The 20,897-nt window shown below is 61.3% G+C and carries 19 protein-coding genes; 9 read left to right on the plus strand and 10 right to left on the minus strand.

The features are described from left to right. Nucleotides 1-75: 75 nt before the first annotated feature. The 4 genes from dnaA to mutM all read right to left on the minus strand — a co-directional run bounded on the left by dnaA (nt 76) and on the right by mutM (nt 4,306). Nucleotides 76-1,455 carry a chromosomal replication initiator protein DnaA gene (gene dnaA, locus WAO69_RS01825; protein WP_422176147.1) on the minus strand — a complete coding sequence of 460 codons (1,380 nt, stop codon included), beginning with the start codon at nt 1,453-1,455 and terminating at the stop codon, nt 76-78. A 517-nt stretch (nt 1,456-1,972) separates the two neighbouring features. Further along, nucleotides 1,973-2,236 carry a 30S ribosomal protein S20 gene (rpsT, locus tag WAO69_RS01830; RefSeq protein ID WP_422176149.1) on the minus strand — a complete coding sequence of 88 codons (264 nt, stop codon included), beginning with the start codon at nt 2,234-2,236 and terminating at the stop codon, nt 1,973-1,975. Between the two features lie 376 nt (nt 2,237-2,612). Continuing rightward, nucleotides 2,613-3,389: an enoyl-CoA hydratase gene (locus WAO69_RS01835; RefSeq protein ID WP_422176210.1), complete on the minus strand. Its 777-nt coding sequence runs from the start codon at nt 3,387-3,389 to the stop codon at nt 2,613-2,615. Between the two features lie 65 nt (nt 3,390-3,454). Further along, nucleotides 3,455-4,306: a bifunctional DNA-formamidopyrimidine glycosylase/DNA-(apurinic or apyrimidinic site) lyase gene (gene mutM / locus WAO69_RS01840; RefSeq protein ID WP_422176151.1), complete on the minus strand. Its 852-nt coding sequence runs from the start codon at nt 4,304-4,306 to the stop codon at nt 3,455-3,457. A gap of 82 nt (nt 4,307-4,388) precedes the next feature. On the opposite strand from mutM, the gene ubiE reads away from it, so the two are divergent. The 4 genes from ubiE (at nt 4,389) to WAO69_RS01860 (ending at nt 9,438) form a co-directional block, all read left to right on the plus strand. Continuing rightward, complete coding sequence (gene ubiE / locus WAO69_RS01845; RefSeq protein WP_422176153.1) at nt 4,389-5,141, plus strand: bifunctional demethylmenaquinone methyltransferase/2-methoxy-6-polyprenyl-1,4-benzoquinol methylase UbiE; 753 nt, start codon at nt 4,389-4,391, stop codon at nt 5,139-5,141. Nucleotides 5,142-5,144: 3 nt separating this feature from the next. Next, the gene (ubiB, locus tag WAO69_RS01850; RefSeq protein ID WP_422176155.1) at nt 5,145-6,677 is read left to right on the plus strand and encodes a 2-polyprenylphenol 6-hydroxylase; all 1,533 of its coding nucleotides are present in this window, start codon (nt 5,145-5,147) and stop codon (nt 6,675-6,677) included. A gap of 26 nt (nt 6,678-6,703) precedes the next feature. Beyond that, nucleotides 6,704-7,690, plus strand: coding sequence for a 4Fe-4S dicluster domain-containing protein (locus WAO69_RS01855; protein WP_422176157.1), 987 nt, complete (start codon nt 6,704-6,706; stop codon nt 7,688-7,690). A gap of 71 nt (nt 7,691-7,761) precedes the next feature. After that, nucleotides 7,762-9,438: an adenylate/guanylate cyclase domain-containing protein gene (locus tag WAO69_RS01860; protein WP_422176159.1), complete on the plus strand. Its 1,677-nt coding sequence runs from the start codon at nt 7,762-7,764 to the stop codon at nt 9,436-9,438. 70 nt (nt 9,439-9,508) lie between these two features. Here the strand turns inward: WAO69_RS01860 and WAO69_RS01865 are convergent, their stop codons facing one another. From WAO69_RS01865 to WAO69_RS01880, 4 genes are all read right to left on the minus strand, one after another. Continuing rightward, nucleotides 9,509-10,684, minus strand: coding sequence for an acetyl-CoA C-acyltransferase family protein (locus WAO69_RS01865; RefSeq protein ID WP_422176161.1), 1,176 nt, complete (start codon nt 10,682-10,684; stop codon nt 9,509-9,511). A 153-nt stretch (nt 10,685-10,837) separates the two neighbouring features. After that, complete coding sequence (locus WAO69_RS01870; RefSeq protein ID WP_422176163.1) at nt 10,838-11,566, minus strand: metallophosphoesterase family protein; 729 nt, start codon at nt 11,564-11,566, stop codon at nt 10,838-10,840. Nucleotides 11,567-11,626: 60 nt separating this feature from the next. After that, nucleotides 11,627-13,222 (minus strand): phosphoglycerate dehydrogenase, encoded by a 1,596-nt coding sequence (gene serA, locus WAO69_RS01875; RefSeq protein WP_422176165.1) that lies wholly within the window; start codon nt 13,220-13,222, stop codon nt 11,627-11,629. Between the two features lie 89 nt (nt 13,223-13,311). Continuing rightward, nucleotides 13,312-14,466: a phosphoserine transaminase gene (locus WAO69_RS01880; protein WP_422176167.1), complete on the minus strand. Its 1,155-nt coding sequence runs from the start codon at nt 14,464-14,466 to the stop codon at nt 13,312-13,314. A gap of 159 nt (nt 14,467-14,625) precedes the next feature. Between WAO69_RS01880 and serB the strand changes: the two genes are divergently transcribed. Further along, complete coding sequence (gene serB, locus WAO69_RS01885) at nt 14,626-15,501, plus strand: phosphoserine phosphatase SerB (protein WP_422176169.1); 876 nt, start codon at nt 14,626-14,628, stop codon at nt 15,499-15,501. 15 nt (nt 15,502-15,516) lie between these two features. On the opposite strand, the gene WAO69_RS01890 is transcribed toward serB, so the two are convergent. Beyond that, a complete protein-coding gene (locus tag WAO69_RS01890; protein ID WP_422176171.1) occupies nt 15,517-16,503 on the minus strand; it encodes an asparaginase in 987 nt (328 codons plus the stop codon). 175 nt (nt 16,504-16,678) lie between these two features. On the opposite strand from WAO69_RS01890, the gene WAO69_RS01895 reads away from it, so the two are divergent. From WAO69_RS01895 to WAO69_RS01905, 3 genes are all read left to right on the plus strand, one after another. Then, on the plus strand, nt 16,679-17,224 hold the full coding sequence (locus WAO69_RS01895; RefSeq protein WP_422176173.1) for an invasion associated locus B family protein: 546 nt from the start codon (nt 16,679-16,681) through the stop codon (nt 17,222-17,224). A 168-nt stretch (nt 17,225-17,392) separates the two neighbouring features. Further along, nucleotides 17,393-18,574, plus strand: a complete 1,182-nt coding sequence (gene rlmN, locus WAO69_RS01900; protein ID WP_422176175.1) for a 23S rRNA (adenine(2503)-C(2))-methyltransferase RlmN — start codon at nt 17,393-17,395, stop codon at nt 18,572-18,574. 177 nt (nt 18,575-18,751) lie between these two features. Next, the gene (locus WAO69_RS01905; protein ID WP_422176177.1) at nt 18,752-18,961 is read left to right on the plus strand and encodes a hypothetical protein; all 210 of its coding nucleotides are present in this window, start codon (nt 18,752-18,754) and stop codon (nt 18,959-18,961) included. 59 nt (nt 18,962-19,020) lie between these two features. Here WAO69_RS01905 and WAO69_RS01910 read toward each other — a convergent pair whose 3' ends face one another. Further along, nucleotides 19,021-19,863 carry a TIGR00730 family Rossman fold protein gene (locus WAO69_RS01910; RefSeq protein WP_422176179.1) on the minus strand — a complete coding sequence of 281 codons (843 nt, stop codon included), beginning with the start codon at nt 19,861-19,863 and terminating at the stop codon, nt 19,021-19,023. Between the two features lie 78 nt (nt 19,864-19,941). Between WAO69_RS01910 and WAO69_RS01915 the strand changes: the two genes are divergently transcribed. Then, nucleotides 19,942-20,862: a threonine/serine dehydratase gene (locus tag WAO69_RS01915; RefSeq protein WP_422176181.1), complete on the plus strand. Its 921-nt coding sequence runs from the start codon at nt 19,942-19,944 to the stop codon at nt 20,860-20,862. Nucleotides 20,863-20,897 lie beyond the last annotated feature (35 nt).

Raw genomic sequence — 20,897 nt, forward strand, 5'->3', positions numbered from 1 at the left:
CCTGAAGGGAACGGCCACCCCTGATGCGCATGCGCCGCACAGGTTACCCTTGCGCGGCGCAGCATTCTCGGGTGATCAGGCCTCGAGCACCCGACGCAGCATTTCCACGTCTTCGGCGATCTGCCCATCGGTGGATTTCAGCTCTTCTATGCGGCGCACGCCATGCATGACCGTTGTGTGATCACGCCCGCCAAACCGGCGACCGATCTCGGGCAGGGAGCGCGAGGTGAGCTGCTTGGCCAGATACATCGCCACCTGACGCGGACGCGCATAGCTGCGCAGGCGCTTGGGGCCGATGATGTCACTCATGCGGATGTTATAGTAATCCGCCACCTGACGTTGAATCTCTTCGACGGTGATCTTGCGCTCGGAGGCGCGCAGCACATCGGACAGACAATCCTGTGTCAGTTCCATGTCGATCGGGCGACCCACCAGCGAGGCAAAGGCGAACAACCGGGTCAAGGCGCCTTCGAGCACGCGCACATTGGTGGAGATCCGCTGCGCCAGAAACTCAAGAACGCCGTCCGCAATCGTCAGACCCGGATAGGTGTTGCGATACTGTTCGACCTTGGAGAGCAGCACACCCAGACGCAGTTCGTAATCCGTCGGGTGCAGATCAACCACCAGCCCGCATTGCAGCCGCGAGCGCACGCGGTCTTCCATTTGCTTGATCTCACCGGGTGCGCGGTCAGCCGAAATGATGATCTGCTTGTTCTGATCCACCAGCGCGTTGAAGGTGTGAAAGAATTCTTCCTGGGTGCTGTCCTTGCCGGCGATGAACTGAACGTCATCCACCATCAGCACATCGACCGAACGGAACAGATGCTTGAAATCCATCATCTTGCGTTCGCGCAAAGCCTGGACAAAGCGATACATGAACTGTTCCGCCGACAGGTAAAGCACGTTCAGATCGGGCTGACGGGCGCGCAATTCCCAGGCGATGGCATGCATCAGATGGGTTTTGCCAAGGCCGACGCCGCCATAGAGGAACAACGGGTTGAACGTCACCGGCCCACCCTCGCTGACGCGGCGTGCGGCGGCATGGGCAAGCTCGTTTGGTTTGCCGACGACAAAGCTGTCAAATGTGAAGCGACTGTCCAGCGGCGCGGCCTGGAACAGTTCGGTTGGCTTGCCGGCAGGCTGTGCGCCCTCGCCAGACCGCGCATAGACGGGTTCCGCAATGCTGTCTCTTGACCTGGGTTGCAGCGTCGAGTTGGCCGAGACCTGAAAGGTCAGGCGCTGTACGCGTGCGCCGGCATTGTTGAGTTCGTAAAGGATAAGGTCGGAAAAATTCTGACTGACGTAATTTCCCAGGAAGTTGGTTGGAACCGTGAACTCTGCCACGCCGCCTTCGAGCGATGCAAATTCCAGCGGTTCAATCCAGGATTTATAGTTGTTTTGTCCTACGGTCTTGAGGAGTTTTTTTCGGAGTTGGCCCCATTTTTCTTGTGTCATTCGTGCCTCACACGTCCCCAGTTTATGGCCTACGGCCTCATTTTTTGCAGTCTCGCCCACCTCTGAGCGAACAATCCACCGGCACAGACATCCAGCCCCCGAAAAAACGAACGGAGTTCAGTCCTGAGACTGCTGGCGGCAATCCACACAGGCAACGGCTTACAGCCATTTCCCGCGCATTGCGCAGATATGTCATGACAGGGTCATGATCAGGAGCGAAGCCGATCATGACAGCAAGTTGGAAACCGCACAGGCGTGCAGATCTCTCAACATAAACGCACCCGAAACCCATGTGAGCAGCAGTAAGTTCCGGGACGCAGCCTGTCCCCCCAAGCGAGTGAATCGCTAAGACAGTGCTAGCAAGTCAGACCGTACCACAGCAACGAAACTCTGCACTTGACTCGGGCTATCCGGCAAAAGAATCTATCGTCTCTGCAGCGGGTGCCGGACATGCAAAAGGCGCCGCAGGACGCAGCGCCTTTGATTCAAAATAGAAAACTCCGAGCGGCTGCTGGTGTCAGCCCAGAGCCTTTACGCGCGATGACAAACGCGACAATTTTCGGCTTGCGGTGTTTTTATGAAACACTCCCTTGGTCACACCGCGCATCAGCTCGGGCTGAGCGGCGCGCAGAGCAGCAGTTGCGGCATCTTTGTCACCGGATGTGATGGCTTCTTCTACTTTACGCAGAAAGGTACGGATGCGCGAACGGCGGGCTTTGTTGATGGCGAAGCGCTTTTCGTTCTGACGGGCGCGCTTTTTGGCCTGAGGCGAATTTGCCATGATGTGGTCCCTTTCTCGGGTCTCTGAAACTTGTGACGTCGTGCAGCACGAAGATCAGACCCTGAGCGGGATCAACCAACCGATTCTGGCCTGAGCGGGCCGCACGCGCATGTATGACCGCGCGGTATAGCCAAGAATCCCGATCATGCAACCTGTTTCTACGCGGCGCGCCGGTTTGGCAGGCCTGGCAAAGTGGCTGCACAGGGCATCACAGGAGCACAGACCTGCTGCATTACAAGCTGATCTGCTGACGTCGGGTTGCCGGAATGCGCGGGCCGCGCCCTGATCAGGGAACGGCCCGCGGTGTTGGACGCATGCATGCGGGAGCGGGCTGAGCATCCGGAGCATGCACCTGAAAGGCGCATGCCCAGGGCGATCATTTGTCCCGGAACTGCGCGGTGCGCTTTTCCATGAAGGCGTTCATGCCCTCTTTCTGGTCTTCGGTGGCGAACAGAGCGTGGAACACGCGGCGCTCGTAATTCAGACCTTCGCTCAAGGGCAGCTCGAATGCGCGGTTCACGGCATCCTTGACGGTGAGCGAGGCGATCAGCGATTTCTCGGCGATCTTCTGCGCCGCACCCATCGTTTCTTCCATCAGCTTCTTGGCCGGGACGACCCGCGAGACGAGGCCCGCGCGTTCCGCCTCGTCTGCCGGCATGAAGCGGCCGGTGAGGTTCATGTCCATTGCCTTGGCCTTGCCGACCGCCAACGTCAGACGCTGGCTGCCACCCATTCCGGGAATGACACCCAGGTTGATTTCGGGCTGGCCGAACTTAGCGGTGTCGGATGCGATGATGAAATCGCATGCCATGGCCAACTCACAGCCGCCGCCCAGCGCATAGCCCGAGACAGCGGCAATGATCGGCTTGCGGATGTTCATCAGCCGCTGCGAGGGTTCGGCAAAGAGGTTGCGGTTGAACACCTCGACATAGGACATCTCGGACATTTCCTTGATGTCGGCACCTGCCGCAAAGGCCTTTTCAGACCCAGTAATGACAATGCAACGGACTTTGTCGTTTTCGTCGGCCTCTTCCAGAGCCGTGCACAGCTCGCCCAGCAGGTGCTGGTTGAGCGCATTCAGGGCATCGGGGCGATTCAGCTTAATCAGGCAAACGTGGTCTTCTACTTCGACGATGATCGTCTCAAAGGCCATGATCGGTTCTTTCGTTTGTTCCGGTCGAAATGCTGTCATTAAGGGGCACGGTGAAACGGTTCAAGCTATCTTTGACATTGCGGGCAGAAGAAAGATGACCGACCCGATTGAACAATTCGCCTGATATCGGTTGTACAGCCGGGGCTGCGACAGGGTTCACCCTCGCGTCCGTACACATCAAAGGAATGCTGAAAATACCCAAGTTCTCCATCGGCTTGGCGGAAATCGCGCAGGGATGATCCCCCTGCGTCAATGGCATCCCCCAACACCTGCCGGATGATCGGAACAAGGCTTGCAACACGGGGTTTGGCGATGCGCCCGGCCTTGCGATTGGGCGAGATACCTGCGCGAAACAATGCCTCGCACACATAGATATTGCCTAATCCTGCGACGATTTTCTGATCCAGCAGCACAGATTTCACCGGACTCATCTTGCCTGTGAAGGCCCTGATCAGGTGGGTTTCATGGAAATCATTGCCCAGAGGCTCGGGTCCAAGGGCACTCAGCAGCTTGTGACCATCAGCTCCGGCCGTGTCGATCAGGTCCATCGCGCCAAACCGGCGGGGATCGTTGAACGTGATGCGCGCGCCGTTTTCCATGTGAAACACCACATGATCATGCTTTTGCGCTGCCGGATGATCATGCACGAACATGCCAAGGGGATCCCCGGACACCAGCATCCGCCCGGACATGCCCAGATGAACAAGCAGGGTCTCGCCCGAGGACAGATCGGCAAGGATGTACTTTGAGCGGCGGCGCAACCGCATGACCCGCTGGCCGGTCAGCCTTTCGGCCATGCGCTCGGGAAAGGGCCAGCGCAGATCGGAACGGTTGACATCGGCGCGCGCGATCACCTGCCCCTCCATCGCTGGGGACAGGCCGCGCCTCACGGTTTCAACCTCGGGAAGTTCAGGCATGTGGAACCTCGTCAAAGGGGCGCATTGTGCCCGGTGCTCAGCGCCCTATAACAAGGCCTGACACAGAGGCAAACAAGACCCAATGACAGACGATTCCGAGAAAACCACCCATTTCGGGTTTGAAACCGTGCCCGAGGGCGAAAAGGCTGGTCGCGTGCGCGGCGTCTTTGGCTCGGTCGCGTCGAAATATGACGTGATGAACGACGTGATGAGCCTGGGCATCCACCGGATCTGGAAAGATGCTATGATGGATTGGCTCGCGCCCCGGCCCGGTCAGCGCCTGCTGGATGTGGCGGGCGGGACGGGCGACATCTCGTTCCGCTTTCTCAAGCGTGCGGGTCACGGCCACGCCACGGTGCTGGACCTCACCGAACCGATGCTGATCGAAGGGCGCAAGCGCGCCGAAGCCGAGAGCATGGCCGACAGTCTGGACTGGGTGGTCGGCGATGCGATGGCCCTGCCGTTCGAGGACAACACATTCGACGTCTACACCATCAGCTTTGGCATCCGGAACGTCACCCGCCCGCAAGAGGCGCTGGCGGAAGCCTATCGCGTTCTGCGCCCCGGTGGGCGGCTGATGGTGCTGGAGTTCAGCCAGCTTCCCAATGACGGGATGCAAAAGCTTTATGATCTGTATTCGTTCAACGTGATTCCGCGCATGGGCCAGATGATCGCCGGAGATCGTGACAGCTATCAGTATCTGGTGGAATCGATCCGCAAGTTTCCCGATCAGGAAACATTCCTGGCGATGATCCGGGACGCGGGGTTCGAAAACGCGAAGTACCGCAACCTGTCGATGGGGATTGCGGCGCTGCATTCCGGTTGGAAAATCTAGGCGATGCGCGGACCCCATAACATCTGGCGCCTTGTCGTCACCGGAGCCACGCTTGAGCGCACAGGTGCCATGGGCGTGGTTCTGGATGCCTTTGATGCACCCAAGTCCATTCGCGTCCTCGCCCGTCTGCTGGGCTTTCCGTTCCAGTGGCTGGGTTACAAGGGCGACCCCAACATGCCGCCGGTCACGCGCGCGATCACGGCACTTGGCCCGGCCTATATCAAGTTCGGCCAGATCCTGTCGACCCGGCCCGATGTGGTCGGAGACGAGATGGCCGTGCAACTGCGCGTGCTGCAGGACAAGCTGCCACCCTTCTCGATCGCGCGCGCCAAGGCCGCCATCGAGGAAGAGCTGGGCCTGCCCGTTGCCGAGATTTTCGACGATTTCAGCGAACCGATTGCGGCAGCCTCCATCGCACAGGTCCACCGGGCACGCTTGCGCGGGACCGGCGAGGACCTGGCCATCAAGGTTCTGCGCCCGGGTATCGAACGGGCGTTTCGCAAGGATGTGGACGCGTTCTATTTCGCGGCAACCATGATCGAGATTCTCGCGCCCTTCTCGCGCCGCCTGCGGCCCAAGGATGTGATCACCCATTTCGACGGGGTCGTGCAGGGTGAACTGGACCTTCGCCTGGAAAGTTCCGCCGCCTCTGAATTTGCGGCCAATACCGCAAACGACCAGGGCTTTCGGCTGCCCAAGATCATGTGGAACCTATCGGCTCGCCGCGTGATGACGATGACCTGGGCCGAGGGGTCCAATCTGGGCGATAACGCAGCACTGGATGCGGCAGGCCATGACCGCAAGGAACTGGGCGAACGGGTTCTGCGCCTGTTTCTGAACCATGCGCTGCGCGACGGATATTTTCACGCCGATATGCATCAGGGCAACCTCAAGGTGGCCCCCAATGGCGATGTGATCGCCTTTGATTTCGGGATCATGGGCCATATCGACGAATACACCCGCCGGGTCTATGCCGAGATCCTCTACGGGTTTATCCGGCGTGATTACAAACGGGTCGCCGAAGTTCATTTCGAAGCGGGCTATGTGCCGGCCGACCGGGATGTGGATGAGTTCGCCCGCGCCCTGCGCGCCGTGGGAGAGCCGATCTTCGGCATGGATGCGACCCAGATCTCGATGGGGCGCGTGCTGGCCTATCTGTTCGAGGTGACGGAACGCTTTGGCATGGAAACCAGGACCGAGCTGATCCTGCTGCAACGCACCATGGTGGTTGTCGAAGGCGTGGCGCGGTCTCTGCATCCGCATGTGAACATCTGGGAAGTCGCGCAACCGGTGGTCGAGGATTACATAAAGGGCTCTATCGGCCCCAAAGCGGTGATCCGCGATCTGACCAACACGCTGCGCGTGGTGGCCCGCTTTGGCCCGCGCCTGCCCGGTCTGGTCGAGGCCGCGTTGATCCGGCAAAGCCAGGTCGATGTGACACCGCCCAAGCGGCGCTTCTGGCGCTATGTACTGGTGGGTGTGATCGGCTTGCTGCTGGGGGCAAGCGGCGTTGTGGCGATCAGCACTCTTTTCTGAAATCGCAGCTGTGTTAGGCTGCGGCCATGGCACGGAGCAACCCATACAGACCCTTCACGCCTGATCGGCTTCAGACCGTGCGCATTCCGCAAACATCCGGCAATGCGATCAACGGGCTGGGCGAACCGGATTTCCGCCGCCCGGACGTGGTCTATTGGGCACCGGACCCCGGCACGATCCCGCATGGGAAGATGCAGGAATATTTCTACATGCGCTCGAACGAGGTTGACGGCTTCGCCGAGGCCCGTGCCCGGCGGATGGAGATCAACGAAGCCCCCCTGCCCCCGATCGCCCCAACCCCGGTGCAGCGCGATCCCGACGGCTGGACTGCACAGCTTGACCAGTTCGTGGCCTCTGGCGATTGCGAGATGATCGGAGTGGCCGAGATGAACCCGGACTGGGCCTATCAGGGTCAGACCGTGCCTCAGTCGCGGGTCATCGTTGTGGGTGTTCAGCATGATTATGACATCATGCGGACCGCTCCTGAACATACCGCCGGCCTCGAAGTGGTGCGCCAATACACCCGCGCCGGAGCTGCCGCCAAACGAATCACCGGCTGGCTGCATGAACAGGGCTGGGCAGCGCAGGCCGTGACCGGACCGCTTGCGGGATCGATCACCATGATCCCTCCGGCGCTGGCCTGCGGATTCGGAGAACTGGGCAAACACGGCTCGATCATAAATCCGGAACTGGGCGCATCCTTCCGCCTGTCGGCGGTGCTGACGGATGCGCCTTTCGCACCGACCCCGCCGCGCGATCACGGCATTGACGACTTTTGCCGGAACTGCCGGATTTGCGAGGATGCCTGCCCGCCCGAGGCCCTGTTCCCCGAAAAGAAAACCGTGCGCGGAGAGCTCAAATGGTATGTCGATTTCGACAAATGCATTCCGTTCTTCAATGAGACCCATGGCTGCGGCATCTGCATCGCGGTCTGCCCCTGGTCGCGCCCCGGCGTTGGCCTGAACCTTGCGGCGAAACTTGAGCGCCGGGCAGACCGGCGATCCGCAACCTGAGCCAGCTTGGCAAGGGGTCGCCCGCGACCTAGGATGGCGGCGGAACTGTCCCCACCCGGAGCGCCCGAGACATGCAACGCAGACTGGCTGCCATCCTCGCCGCAGACGTCGTGGGCTATTCCGCCATGATGGGCAAAGACCAGTCAGGAACCCTGGCCGCCGTTCAGGCCCTGCACAGCGAAGTGATGGGACCGGCCGCGATCGGCAATTCCGGCGAGATCGTCAAGACGATGGGCGATGGCTGGCTGATCGCCTTTGCCAGCGCCAGCGACGCGGTGAACGCGGCGATGGGCATTCAGGACAGGGTGGCGGATCGCGCCACGTTGAAATTGCGGATCGGGGTGCATCTGGGTGATGTGACCTTTTCCGAAACCGATGTGTTCGGCGACGGTGTCAATATCGCCGCGCGCCTGGAAGCTATCGCCGATCCTGGCGGGATCACGATCTCTGACCCGGTCTATGGGAGCATCGACGGCACACTCGCTCCGTCCTTTGACGATGGCGGCGAAAAGTCCCTCAAGAACATCGCCCGGCCTGTCCGCATCTGGGTGCGCATGCCACAGCAGAAACGCGACCTGTCATCGCCTGCCGTGATCCGCGCCTCGGGTCTGCCACGGCTTGTGGTCCGTCCGGTGGGCCATTCCGATCCCAGATCCGAAGTCCGCGACCTTGCCGAGGCGCTCACCTTCGACTTTGGCACCTATCTCAGCCCGGTCGTCTGGCTGCAAACCGCCGTGTCGGACGAGATGAACCCGGATGCCTATGTCTTGCAAGCCGTCTTGCGTGCTCGGGGGGACAGGCTTCGGCTGGAAACCCGGATGATCGCCCCGGACGGACAGGCGATCTGGATGGACAAACTCGACGGTACGCTGGCCGACAGTTTCGACTGGCAGGACAGCGTGGGCGAAACCGTTGTCTCCAATACTGTCGGTGCCATCATGGATTCCGAGGTACGCCGGATCGAAACCTGTGCCGACGCTGATCTGACGGCCGAACAATGTCTTCTGATGGGCATGATGACCTGGCGCAATTTCGAACCCGACGCCTTTCTGCGCGCGGTCGAATTTCAAACCCGCGCCATCGCCGCGAATCCCGATATGATCGCCGCCTATGCCGAGGCGATCATGATCACCGTGGCCGGAAAGACGGTGGGATATCATGACATGCTCGCCCCCTTTGCCGCTCGCCTGCCCGATTGGATGGACTCCGCCAAACGGTTCTCCGGACAAAGCCCCATCCTGGATCTCAACGTCGCCATCGCCGCCTATTTCGACGACAAGGACGCGGCGTCCTTGTCGCTCAAACTCTCGGACATTCTCAGGCGTGCACCTTTCGATGCGCGCGTTCTGTCTTTTGGCGGATGGGGCTATCTCTGGTCGGGTCGCACCGAGCTTGGCTTTGACTGCTTCGACAAGAGCGTGCGCTTTGGAAAGATGAACACCTTCTACGTCGCCTCGCTTGGTGGGGCAGCGACGGCCTGTGTCCAGCTTGGTCGCGATGAAGAGGCGCTGAAATACTGCCTGACAGGCATGGACATCTCAACAACATACGCAACGTTTTATAGCGCAGCGGCCGCAGCCTATGCCAATCTGGGCCAGCAGGCCAAGGCAGAGGCAGCACTTGCACGCCATCTTGAGCTGGCACCGGCCCGCTCGCTCAGATCATGGCGCGCCTATAACGATTACGGCGGATCCGAAGGCGGGAAACGCTATTTCGCGGCCCTCAGAAAAGCCGGATTGCCGGAATAGAGCTACTCCCTCAGCTTGCCAGAAATATCCCGGGGGTGTGGGGGCTGGCCCACACGCCTCGCCGTGACACTCAGAGCATCTCGAAGGCCAACGCGATCCCCTGGCCGCCGCCGATGCACATGGTCACCAGACCCTTCGATCCACCGGTCCGCTCCAACTCGTAAAGCGCCTTGATCGTGATGATTGCTCCGGTCGCACCGACCGGGTGGCCCAGCGCGATGGCACCGCCGTTCGGGTTCACCCTGGCCGCGTCGAGACCCAGTTCCTTGTTCACCGCAAGGGCCTGGGCGGCAAAGGCCTCGTTGGATTCGATCACGTCGAAATCCGCGATGCTCAGTCCGGTCTTTTTCAGCAGGTTCCGCACCGCCGGGATCGGGCCGATGCCCATGACTTCGGGGCGCACACCGGCATGGGCATAGCCGAGAATCCGGGCCTTGGGCTTGAGGCCTGCGGCGGCAGCGGCATCGGCTGTGGCCAGAACGATCGCGGCAGCACCATCGTTGATTCCGCTGGCATTTCCAGCCGTCACCGAGCCGTCTTGCTTGAACACCGGGCGCAGTCCGGCAAGGGCTTGCGCCGTGGTGGCCTTGGGGTGCTCATCCCTGACAAAGGGCACTTTCTCGCGTCTCACCATCACATCCACCGGGGTGATCTGGCTGTCGAAATAACCAGCGTCTATCGCGGCTGCGGCACGCTCCTGGCTGGCCAGTGCAAAGGCGTCCTGATCCTGCCGGGTGATCTGGTATTCCGAGGCGACATTCTCGGCGGTGACGCCCATATGGCCGGTGCCGAAGGGGCAGTTCAGCGCGCCCAGCATCATGTCGAGGGTCTTGATGTCTCCCATCTTCTGACCCCAGCGTTGGGCAGGCACGATGAACGGGCTGCGCGACATCGCCTCGGCACCGCCGGCAAGGGCGAATTCCGCATCCCCCAGCATCAGGGATTGCACCGCGGAAACAATGGCTTGCGCACCCGATCCACAGAGGCGGTTGACGTTCATTGCCGGTGTGCCGTTGGGTATGCCTGCCTGCATCGCCGCCACGCGCGAGAGATACATGTCACGTGGCTCGGTGTTGATCACATGGCCAAACACCACTGCGCCGATCTGCCCGGGCTCGACTCCGGAGCGCTCCATGGCCGCTTCGCTGGCCACGCTCGCCAGGTCTATCGGCGCGACGCTGGACAATGCACCGCCGAACGTGCCGATCGCCGTACGTGCGCCGTCCAGAATAACGATATCTTTCATGGGTTCAGCCCTCCCTCGCTCGAATCCTGCGTCAGTATGCGTCGGGCTGCTGACAAGGTCAGCCCTGACCCAGCGTCGCATGGGCTGAATTGGCGGCAGGCGTCAGGTCTGGCCTGGGGTTTTGGGTATTTCGGACCAGAAAGAAGCAGGGCGTCAGGGCAGCAGCGGCTGGCGGCTTTGCGGGGTCACAAGCCAGCAGTCGGCACCCTCGAAAACGGCCGCTGTGAGCGGGTCGCCATAGCCGGCTCCGGTGTCGAGATTGACGCGGTTGCCGTAATGGGTGGCGGCATCGATCGGGGTGTGGCCATGCACCACCAGTTTGGAGTGCGCTGGCTTGTAGTTGTGGAACTGTTCGCGGATCCAGACCAGGTCTTCTTCGGTTTGATCCGCAAGCGGGATACCGGGGCGTATGCCTGCATGCACGAAAACCAGATCGTCGGTTTCAAAGCGGGTCGGCAAGGCGTTGAGGAAAGCGACATGGGCCGGCGGCACGGCGGCACGGGCCTGTGCGTGGATATCCTTGAGGCGGGTGCGTTCGTCAAAGGTCACGCCATAGGAGGCCATGGTCGCGATGCCGCCGATGCGGTCGTGGAACCAGTGAAAGCCGACGAGCAAATGGGGGTCGTGGCGGGGGATGTCCTCCATGAACCACTGGAACATGCGGTCGTGATTGCCTTTGAGACAGGTCCAGTTGCGGCCTTCGGACTGACCCTGGATGAGCGTGTCGATCACCGCCCGGCTGTCCGTGCCGCGATCGACATAATCGCCCAGAAACACGATCCGTGCATCCGCTCCGCCGTCGGCCTCGATGCGGGCAAGCGCATCGGTGAGCATGGCGTGCTGACCGTGGATATCGCCGATGGCGTAGATGGGCTGTGTCATGCACCCGACCTGCCATGCAAAACGCCGCCCGGCAAGGGGCGGCGCTGGAGAGTTCTGCGATCAGGCAACGTCGAAGGCGAGCGGTTTGACCTGTTGGAACATTCCGGTGCCTTCGAGGGTTTTCAGTACCGTGTCGGGGATGGGATCATCGACATAGAGCAGTGCGATGGCTTCGCCGCCCACGACATTGCGTCCGAGAGTAAAGTTCGCGATGTTGACGCCGTTCTTGCCCATCGTATTGCCCAGCAGACCGATGATGCCGGGGACATCTTCGTTGGTGGTGTAGAGCATGTTGGCCCCGATCTCGGCGTCGATGTTGATGCCCTTGATCTGGATGAAGCGCGGCTTGCCATCCGAAAACACCGTGCCCGCGATGGAGCGTTCGCGTTTGGCTGTGACCACTGTGACCTTGATATAGCCGTCAAACGAGCCGGATTTGTCCTGATTCGTGGTCGAGATCTGGATCCCCTTGTCCTTGGCGATGACGGGGGCTGACACCATGTTCACATCCGGATTGGCCTTTTTCATGATGCCTGCGATGACCGCGCAATTGAGCGCATCAAGGTTCATTTCCGACACAGTCCCGTCATAGAGAATGTTGATGGCCTTGATCGGCTCGTCCGTCATCTGTCCGATGAAACTGCCCAGATGTCCGGCAAGCTTGACCCAGGGGCCCATGATGCGGGCTTCTTCGGCGGTGACCGAGGGCATGTTCAGCGCGTTTTCCACGGCACCTGTCAGCAGGTAGTTCGACATCTGCTCGGCCACCTGCAGGGCCACGTTTTCCTGTGCTTCGGTGGTGGCCGCGCCCAGATGGGGGGTGCAGACCACATTGGGCAGGTTGAACAGCGGGTTGTCGACAGCCGGTTCGACCGAGAACACGTCGAAGGCTGCCCCGGCGACATGGCCGGATTTCAGCAGATCGGCCAGGGCCTCTTCATCCACCAGCCCGCCGCGCGCGCAGTTGATGATGCGCACGCCCTTCTTGGTTTTTTCCAGGTTTTCGCGGCTGAGCACATTGCGCGTGGCATCGGTGAGCGGCACATGCAGCGTGATGAAATCGGCGCGCTTGAGCAGGTCATCGAGTTCGACTTTTTCCACCTGCATCTTGGCAGCCTTTTCGTCCGACAGGAACGGATCATAGGCCAGAACCTTCATGCGCAGACCGCGCGCGCGGTCACATACGATCGAGCCGATGTTGCCTGCGCCGATCACACCAAGGGTCTTGTTGGTCAGTTCGACCCCCATGAACTTGGACTTTTCCCATTTGCCCGCATGGGTGGATGCCGAGGCTTCGGGGATCTGGCGCGCCACGGCAAACATCATCGCGATTGCATGTTCCGCCGTGGTGATCGTGTTGCCGAAGGGCGTGTTCATCACGATCACGCCTTTCTTGCTGGCCGCGTCCTTGTCGATATTGTCAGTGCCGATTCCCGCGCGCCCCACGACCTTGAGGTTGGGTGCCGCGGCCAGGATCTTGTCCGTCACCTTGGTGGCCGAGCGGATTGCAAGACCATCGTACTGGCCGATGATTTCGGCAAGCTTGTCCTTGTCTTTGCCCAGATCGGGTTGAAAATCGACGTCGATACCCCGGTCACGGAAAATCTGAACGGCTGTCTCGGAGAGTTCGTCGGAGACGAGTACTTTGGGAGCCATGGGTTTGGTCCTTCTGGAGAGTTGGGTCAGCTTAAGGTGGGTTTGCACCCACCCTACGGTCAGGGTGTCGGGCGGGGATCAGCCCACCATCATGCGGCCTGGGATTGAGCGGCGATTTCGGCCTGAAAGGCCCAGTCGAGCCAGGGCAGCATTGCTGCGATATCCGAAGTCTCGACCGTGGCACCGCACCATATGCGCAGGCCCGCAGGGGCGTCGCGATAGGCGCCGATATCCAATGCGATGTTTTCATCGCCCAGGCGTTTGGCCACGGCCTTTGCAAAGGCTGCCCCGTCGATGATGCGCGCATCGCTGAATGTCAGGCAGACAGATGTGTTGGACCGCGTGGCCGGATCAGAGGCCAGGAAGTCGATCCAGTCATGCGCTGCCACGAAATCGGCGATGGCGGCCGTGTTGGCATCCGCACGCGCGATCAGACCTGTGAGACCTCCGATCGAGCGGGCCCAGGCGAGGCAGTGGAGATAATCCTCGACCGCAAGCATGGAGGGTGTGTTGATGGTTTCCCCGGCAAACACGCCTTCGATCAGCTTGCCGCCCTTGGTCAGGCGGAAGATCTTGGGCAGGGGCCAGGGCGGCGTATAGCTTTCCAGCCGCTCAACCGCGCGGGGGCTGAGGATGAGCATGCCATGTGCCCCTTCTCCGCCCAGCACTTTTTGCCAGCTGAAGGTGGTCACATCCAGCTTGTCCCACGGCAGATCCATGGCAAAGGCCGCCGAGGTGGCATCGCACAGGGTGAGACCTTCGCGGGTGGCGGGGATCACGTCGCCATTGGGGACGCGCACGCCAGAGGTGGTGCCGTTCCACGTAAAGCAGACGTCGCTGTTCCAGTCGACGGCCGTCAGATCGACGATCTCGCCATATTCGGCGGTTGTGACCTTGGCGTCGAGTTTGAGCTGTTTGACCGCGTCTGTCACCCAGCCCGAGCCGAAGCTTTCCCAGGCGAGCATTTCGACGCCGCGTGCACCCAGCAGGTTCCACATCGCCATTTCATAGGCACCGGTGTCAGAGGCCGGTACGATGGCGATCTTGTACTCTGCCGGGACGCCGAGAATCTCGCGCGTCTCTTCGATGGCGGCTTTGAGCTTGGCCTTGCCGATGGCGGCGCGGTGGGAGCGGCCCAGAGCGGCGTCAGACAAGGCATCGAGCGTGAATGTAGGGGGTTTGGCGCAGGGGCCAGAGGAAAAACGCGGATTTGCCGGCCGCGTGCCGGGTGTTTCAATAGCCATTGATGCTATCCTTCCAGATAAGCGCCCTTCGTTGGGGAAGGGTGTCCCACCGCCGCAGATACGGCCTGTCCCGGTCTGGTGCAACAGGGAAATGATAGGTATAGCGCCGCATCAGGATACAAAAGCGACATCTGCGTAACCGATCGGAAACTCTGTCTCATGTTCATAGCAACTCTTCTGACCACACCCGGAACCGGAAGGCTGGACCTGGCTCTTGTGGATAGCCTGCGCAATGCCTGGGGCGGCGGCGATGTCCTGTGGCTGGCACCGGATGAGGCAGCCGAGTTCGCTTTGCCTGCGATGCCCGCCAACCTCTGGACTGTCTGGGCCGAAGTTCAGGCGCTGGGCGTGGACCTTGCGGTGCAGCCTGCCGCGGGGCGACGGAAAAAGATGCTGCTGGCCGATATGGACAGCACGATGATCCGGCAGGAATGCATTGACGAACTGGCTGACGAGGCCGGGGTAGGCGCGCATGTCAAGGATATCACCGCGCGGGCGATGAACGGAGAGCTGGATTTCGAAGCCGCATTGATCGAAAGGGTCGCCTTGCTCAAGGGGCTTCCCGAGGGGGTCATTGCCAAGGTACTGGCCGAACGGATCGAGATGATGCCCGGCGGGCGCGCATTGGTGGCCACGATGCGGGCGCAGGGTGGCTATGCCGCGCTGGTGTCGGGCGGCTTCACGGCCTTCACCGGGCATGTCGCGCAGGAACTGGGGTTTGATGAAAACCGGGCCAATGCCCTGCTGGTCGAACAGGGCGTGCTGACAGGACAGGTCGGCCTGCCGATTCTGGGGCGCGCGGCGAAGGTGCAGGCGCTGGAAGAGATCACCGCGCGTCTGGGCATTACCCATGGCGATGTGATGGCCGTGGGTGACGGTGCCAATGATCTGGGCATGCTTGGACGCGCAGGGGCCGGCGTGGCGCTGCATGCCAAACCATCCGTGGCCGCCGAATGCGATCTGCGGGTGAACTACGGGGATCTGACCGCCCTGCTCTATCTGCAGGGCTATGGCCGGGATGAGTTCGTAGCCTGACGCGCGCGCCGCGCTTCAGGGCGACAGCAACCCGGCGGCTGGGCGTATGAGGCCGGTCGTCAGCCGGCGTCGATTGAGGATGGGCGCGTTCATATAGGCCTGCGCCGCCTCATGTGCGCGATCAAGCACACCAAGACGCACCAAAATAGCGGTGATCGCGCATTCGCTGGCGCGGGTGGCTCCATCCGTGATCTTGAGCGCCACCCCCAGTTTTTGCCGGGGCAGAATGGCGACGAACACCGCTTCGGCCCCGGTCTTGATCGCAGCAGCACCCCCCATGGCGCGCATCAATCGGGTGCAGGAGCGCCCCTCGCCCGCCACCAGTTCGGGGTGGAGCATCATCGCCTCGCGCAGCCGCGCCTCGGCAGAGCCCGAGGGGGCGGCGGCAAAGCGGGCCATGGCACGGGCCAGACCCAGAACCGTTGTCTGAAAATTGGGGGCCGAGCATCCGTCGATGCCGTAACCGGGGCTGTCCTGGCCTGTGGCACGCTCGAAGGCGTCCTTGCAGGCCAATTGCACCGGATGGTCGGGGTCAACGTATTCGGGGCCTGCACCCATGTCCTTGGCCAAGGTCAGAAACCCGCAATGCTTGCCCGAGCAGTTGTTGTGATACTGGCAGGGGGTTTCATCCGCGCGGATCATCTCATGCGCGCGCGCCTCGTCATAAGGCAGATGCGCGCCACAGCGAAAAGCGTCATCGTCTAGCCCCAGATTGCCCAGCCATGCCTGAACGCGATCGGTATGAATGCGCGCTCCGCTATGGGATGCACAGGCCAGCGCCAGCTGTTGGGTCGTCAGCCCCGCGCGATCCGCAGCCCCGCTTTCCAGAAGCGGCAGGGCCTGAACCATCTTGCTGGAGCTGCGCGGATAAATCAGCGTGTCCGGCGCGCCCCAGGCATCAACGATCTGCCCGGTGTCATCGCAGATCACGGCATGACCGGTATGCAGGCTTTCCAGCAAATCACCGCGCCAGATTTCGGCCATTGGAACAGGCTGGGACATGATGTACCTCAATTCTTGGCGATTTCCTGCCAATCGCCCTTTCGTCTAATGCGAATATTCCCTAAATATGGCAATTGTCGAGAGCGCCCGGTTCCGATCAAACGCAGACGGCCAGAACAGGCCGCAGGAGCAGGGCAGAACAGATTGAGGTTACGGACAGCTGGAGGCTGGACACATGGCTGTAGACTTGGGATTTAAACTCACGCGCCTGATGGCAGGACTGAGCTTGGCCGCGCTGGTTTCGACCGGTGCCATCGCGCAGGAAGAAAGCACCAACCGCGTTGCCGCCAAGACCGACTGGAGCGTTTTCGTCGAAAGCGACCCGACCGAATGCTGGGGCGTGTCTGCGCCCAAAGAGACGGTGAACACCCGCGATGGTCGCGTGGTGGCGGTGCAACGCGGAGACATTCTGCTGTTTGTCTTCTATCGACCGGGCGAAGACGTAAAAGGACAGGTGACCTTCACGGGCGGCTATCCGTTCGCGAATGGATCGACCGTCAGCCTGCAGGTCGGCAGCAACTCGTTTGAACTGTTCACCGAGGGTGAGTGGGCCTGGCCTGCATCGGCTGCAGATGATGCCAAGATCATCACCGCAATGAAGCGCGGCGCACAGGCAACCCTGACAGCCCGCTCAAGCCGGGGCACGCAAACCGTCGACACCTTCTCCTTGCTGGGCTTCACCGCCGCGGTCGAGGATGCCGAGGCGCGCTGCGGCGGCTGACGCGCTGACGCGCGCGCGGCGCAGGCGCTCAGGATCGACCGGTTGCCGTGCGGCCTGCCTGTGGCGTTCAGAGGCGCAGAACGGTGTACCGGCGCTGGCCAAATACCTTTTGCATCGCAGGGGCCATCCTATATAGAGGCGCATCAACCCCAAAGACGAGTACGCCCGATGTCCGCGCAGGCACCGATCACCCAAGATGTCATGACGATCCCCCGGAAACTGCCCGAGGGGCCGGTGAACCTTGTCGGTCTGACCCGGGATCAGCTGCGCGACACTCTGATCGCTCATGGCACGCCGGAACGGCAGGCCAAGATGCGGGTCGGGCAGATCTGGCAGTGGATCTATCAATGGGGCGTGCGGGATTTCGAGGTCATGACCAACCTCAGCAAATCCTATCGCGCGGAACTGGCCGAAAAATTCGTCATCGAAATCCCCGAGGTGGTGTCCCGGCAGGTCTCGACGGACGGAACGCGCAAATATCTGGTGCGCATCGCCGGCGGCCATGAAGTCGAAGTGGTCTATATCCCAGAAGAGGGACGCGGCACGCTTTGCGTGTCCTCGCAGGTGGGCTGCACGCTGACCTGCTCGTTCTGTCACACCGGCACGCAGAAACTGGTGCGCAACCTTACCGCCGGTGAAATCGTGGGCCAGATCATGATGGCGCGCGACGATCTGGATGAATGGCCTGTTCCCGGTGCACCCAAGGACGAGACGCGGCTTTTGTCCAACATCGTTCTGATGGGCATGGGCGAGCCTCTCTACAATTTCGAGAATGTGCGCGACGCAATGAAGATCGCCATGGATCCGGAAGGGATATCCCTGTCCCGGCGCCGCATCACGCTCAGCACATCCGGCGTCGTGCCGGAAATCGCACGAACCGCCGAAGAAATCGGCTGTCTGCTGGCCGTCTCGTTCCATGCCACCACCGATGACGTGCGCGACCGGTTGGTGCCGATCAACAAGCGCTGGAACATCGCCACCCTGCTGGATGCGCTGCGCGACTACCCGCGGGTCAGCAATTCGGAACGCATCACCTTTGAATATGTGATGCTCGACGGTGTGAATGACAGCGATGAGGACGCCCGCCGCCTTGTCCGCCTGATCGAAGGCATCCCTGCCAAGGTGAACCTCATCCCGTTCAACGAATGGCCCGGCGCGCCCTATAAACGCTCGTCCAACAACCGGATCCGCGCCTTTGCCGATATCATCTACAAGGCAGGCTACGCCTCGCCGATTCGCACACCGCGCGGCGAGGATATTCTGGCCGCCTGCGGTCAGCTGAAATCCGCGACCGAACGCGCGCGCAAATCCCGCAAGGAGATTGCAGCCGAGGCCGGCCTCTCGTCGTGATCGCCTGCATCTTTCTGGTCTGAAATACCCCTCTTTTGGTGCGCCATCAGACCCGGCCCGAATTGTGTCCCAATTCGGAACAGTCGCCCCGAAAATTCCCCTTTGTGGAACCATTGGTGCCGCGATCAACAATCAGTTTCCAATCCATAAACAACCGCACTGGATTGAGAGCATAAAATGTTGAACGCAGAAACAAGCAGCCAAGTATTGGAAACCTCCGTAGTCGATTTTCTCGCTGATGAACGGCGCAAGGCGCTATCAAAGCGCGAATGGCAATTCCGCATGCGCGGCTACGGATATGGTATCCGGGATCATGGCGACCGCCAGATCGTCACCAAACTGCCGCAAGGCGTCACGCTGGGGATTCTTCCTTCAAGCTTCGCATGACCCAGTACAGAACGTGCTCTGGATGACTGCGGCCCTTGGGGGTCGGCATCCAGGGCACGTCAACGCCCCGGTATCGACTTGCGCGGCGGCGCGGGTTCCCAATTGTCAATGAGATCCACGGCTTCGGCGGCTGTATCCACAAAGCGGAACAGATCGAGGTCCTCGGCAGAAATCGTGCCGGCCTCGGCCAGAGCGGTCCAGTTGATGATCTTCTCCCAGAACGCCCGGCCAAACAGCAGGAACGGGATTCGTTCCATCCGTCCTGTCTGGATCAGAGTCAGGCTTTCAAACATCTCATCCAGCGTTCCGAATCCGCCCGGAAACACGCAGATCGCCCGCGCACGCATCAGGAAATGCATCTTGCGGATGGCGAAATAGTGGAAATTGAAACTCAGCTCAGGGGTGACATAGGCATTGGGCATCTGCTCATGCGGCAGAACGATGCTCAGCCCGATCGAAATACCGCCGGCGTCGGCCGCACCGCGATTGCCTGCCTCCATCACACCGGGGCCGCCTCCGGTGGCAATGACGTATTCGCGGCATCCGGTTGCAATCGACTTTTCGGTCATCAGGCGGGCAAACTCGCGCGCTTCGTCGTAATACTCCGACAGCTCTGCCAGCGTTTTGGTGCGTGCGCTGTCCTTGTTGGCCGGTGAGGGAATACGCGCTCCCCCAAACAGCACGATCGTGCTTTCGATGCCGCGTTCTTCCAGCAGGAGTTCTGTTTTCTGCAGCTCCAGTTGCAGACGCACCGGGCGCAATTCCGGGCGATACAAAAACTCTTCATCCGCAAAGGCAAGCCTGTAGGCCGACGATTCCGTCTGCCGTGTGCTGGGAAGGTCTTTGGTCGCAACGCTATCTTCACGCGCATCGCGGAAACGACTGTGGCGGCGTTCTGTCATATCGGTCTTGTCCTTGTGAGAGCTTGTCCAATCCCTATAGGTTCGCCGGGAAAAGAGCTACGGCGAAGGATGCAGGTAATGAACTGGACGGCAGAAATCGAGGCAGCATGGTCACGCATCGCGCCCCATGTGCGGCGCACGCCGGTTCTGATGGGCTGTGATCTGGGGCTGGCGCAGCCATCGGATCTCAAGTTTGAGCAGATGCAGCATACCGGTAGTTTCAAACCCCGCGGCGCGTTCAACACCCTGCTGTCTTCGCACGTGCCCCGGGCGGGCGTGGTGGCCGCATCGGGCGGCAATCACGGCGCGGCCGTGGCCTTTGCGGCGGGCCGGCTTGGGCATCGGGCGACAATCTTCGTACCGGAAATAGCCGGACCGACCAAGATCAACCTGATCCGGGAAACCGGGGCTGATCTGCACGTGGTGCCCGGAGCCTATGCCAATGCGCTCGAGGCCGCGCAAGCGTTCGAGGCGCAATCGGGGGCGATGCAGATCCATGCCTATGACTCCATTGGCACCGTGGCCGGGCAAGGCAGCGTCGCCGCCGAATGGGACGCGCAGGGACTGGAGGCCGACACCGTCATCATCGCCGTCGGCGGCGGCGGTCTGGTTGCCGGTGCAATGGGCTGGTGGGCCGGGCGGCGCAAGATCATCGCCGTCGAGCCGGTGACCTCCTGCGCCCTGCATGCGGCACTGGAGGCCGGCGCGCCGGTGGATGTCGAGGTGGCTGGCATCGCGGCGAATGCTCTGGGCGCAAAGCGGATCGGGCAGATCTGCTTTGATCTGGCCCGGGAGACCGGTGCGCAATCGGTGCTGGTGCCGGACGAGGCCATCGCGGCCGCCCAAAGTCTCTTGTGGCGCCAGCTGCGTCAGTTGGTGGAACCGGCCGGGGCTACCGCTTTGTCGGCCGTGATGAGCGGGGCCTATGTGCCAGAACCCGGTGAGCGGGTTGCGGTTCTGGTCTGTGGTGCCAATCCGGCACCTGATCCGCTGAGCTGAGACACACAGAGTCCATTGCCACGAGCTGCCCCCGC

It is taken from the genome of Aestuariivita sp. (genome assembly GCF_049276915.1).
Classification (GTDB): domain Bacteria; phylum Pseudomonadota; class Alphaproteobacteria; order Rhodobacterales; family Rhodobacteraceae; genus Aestuariivita.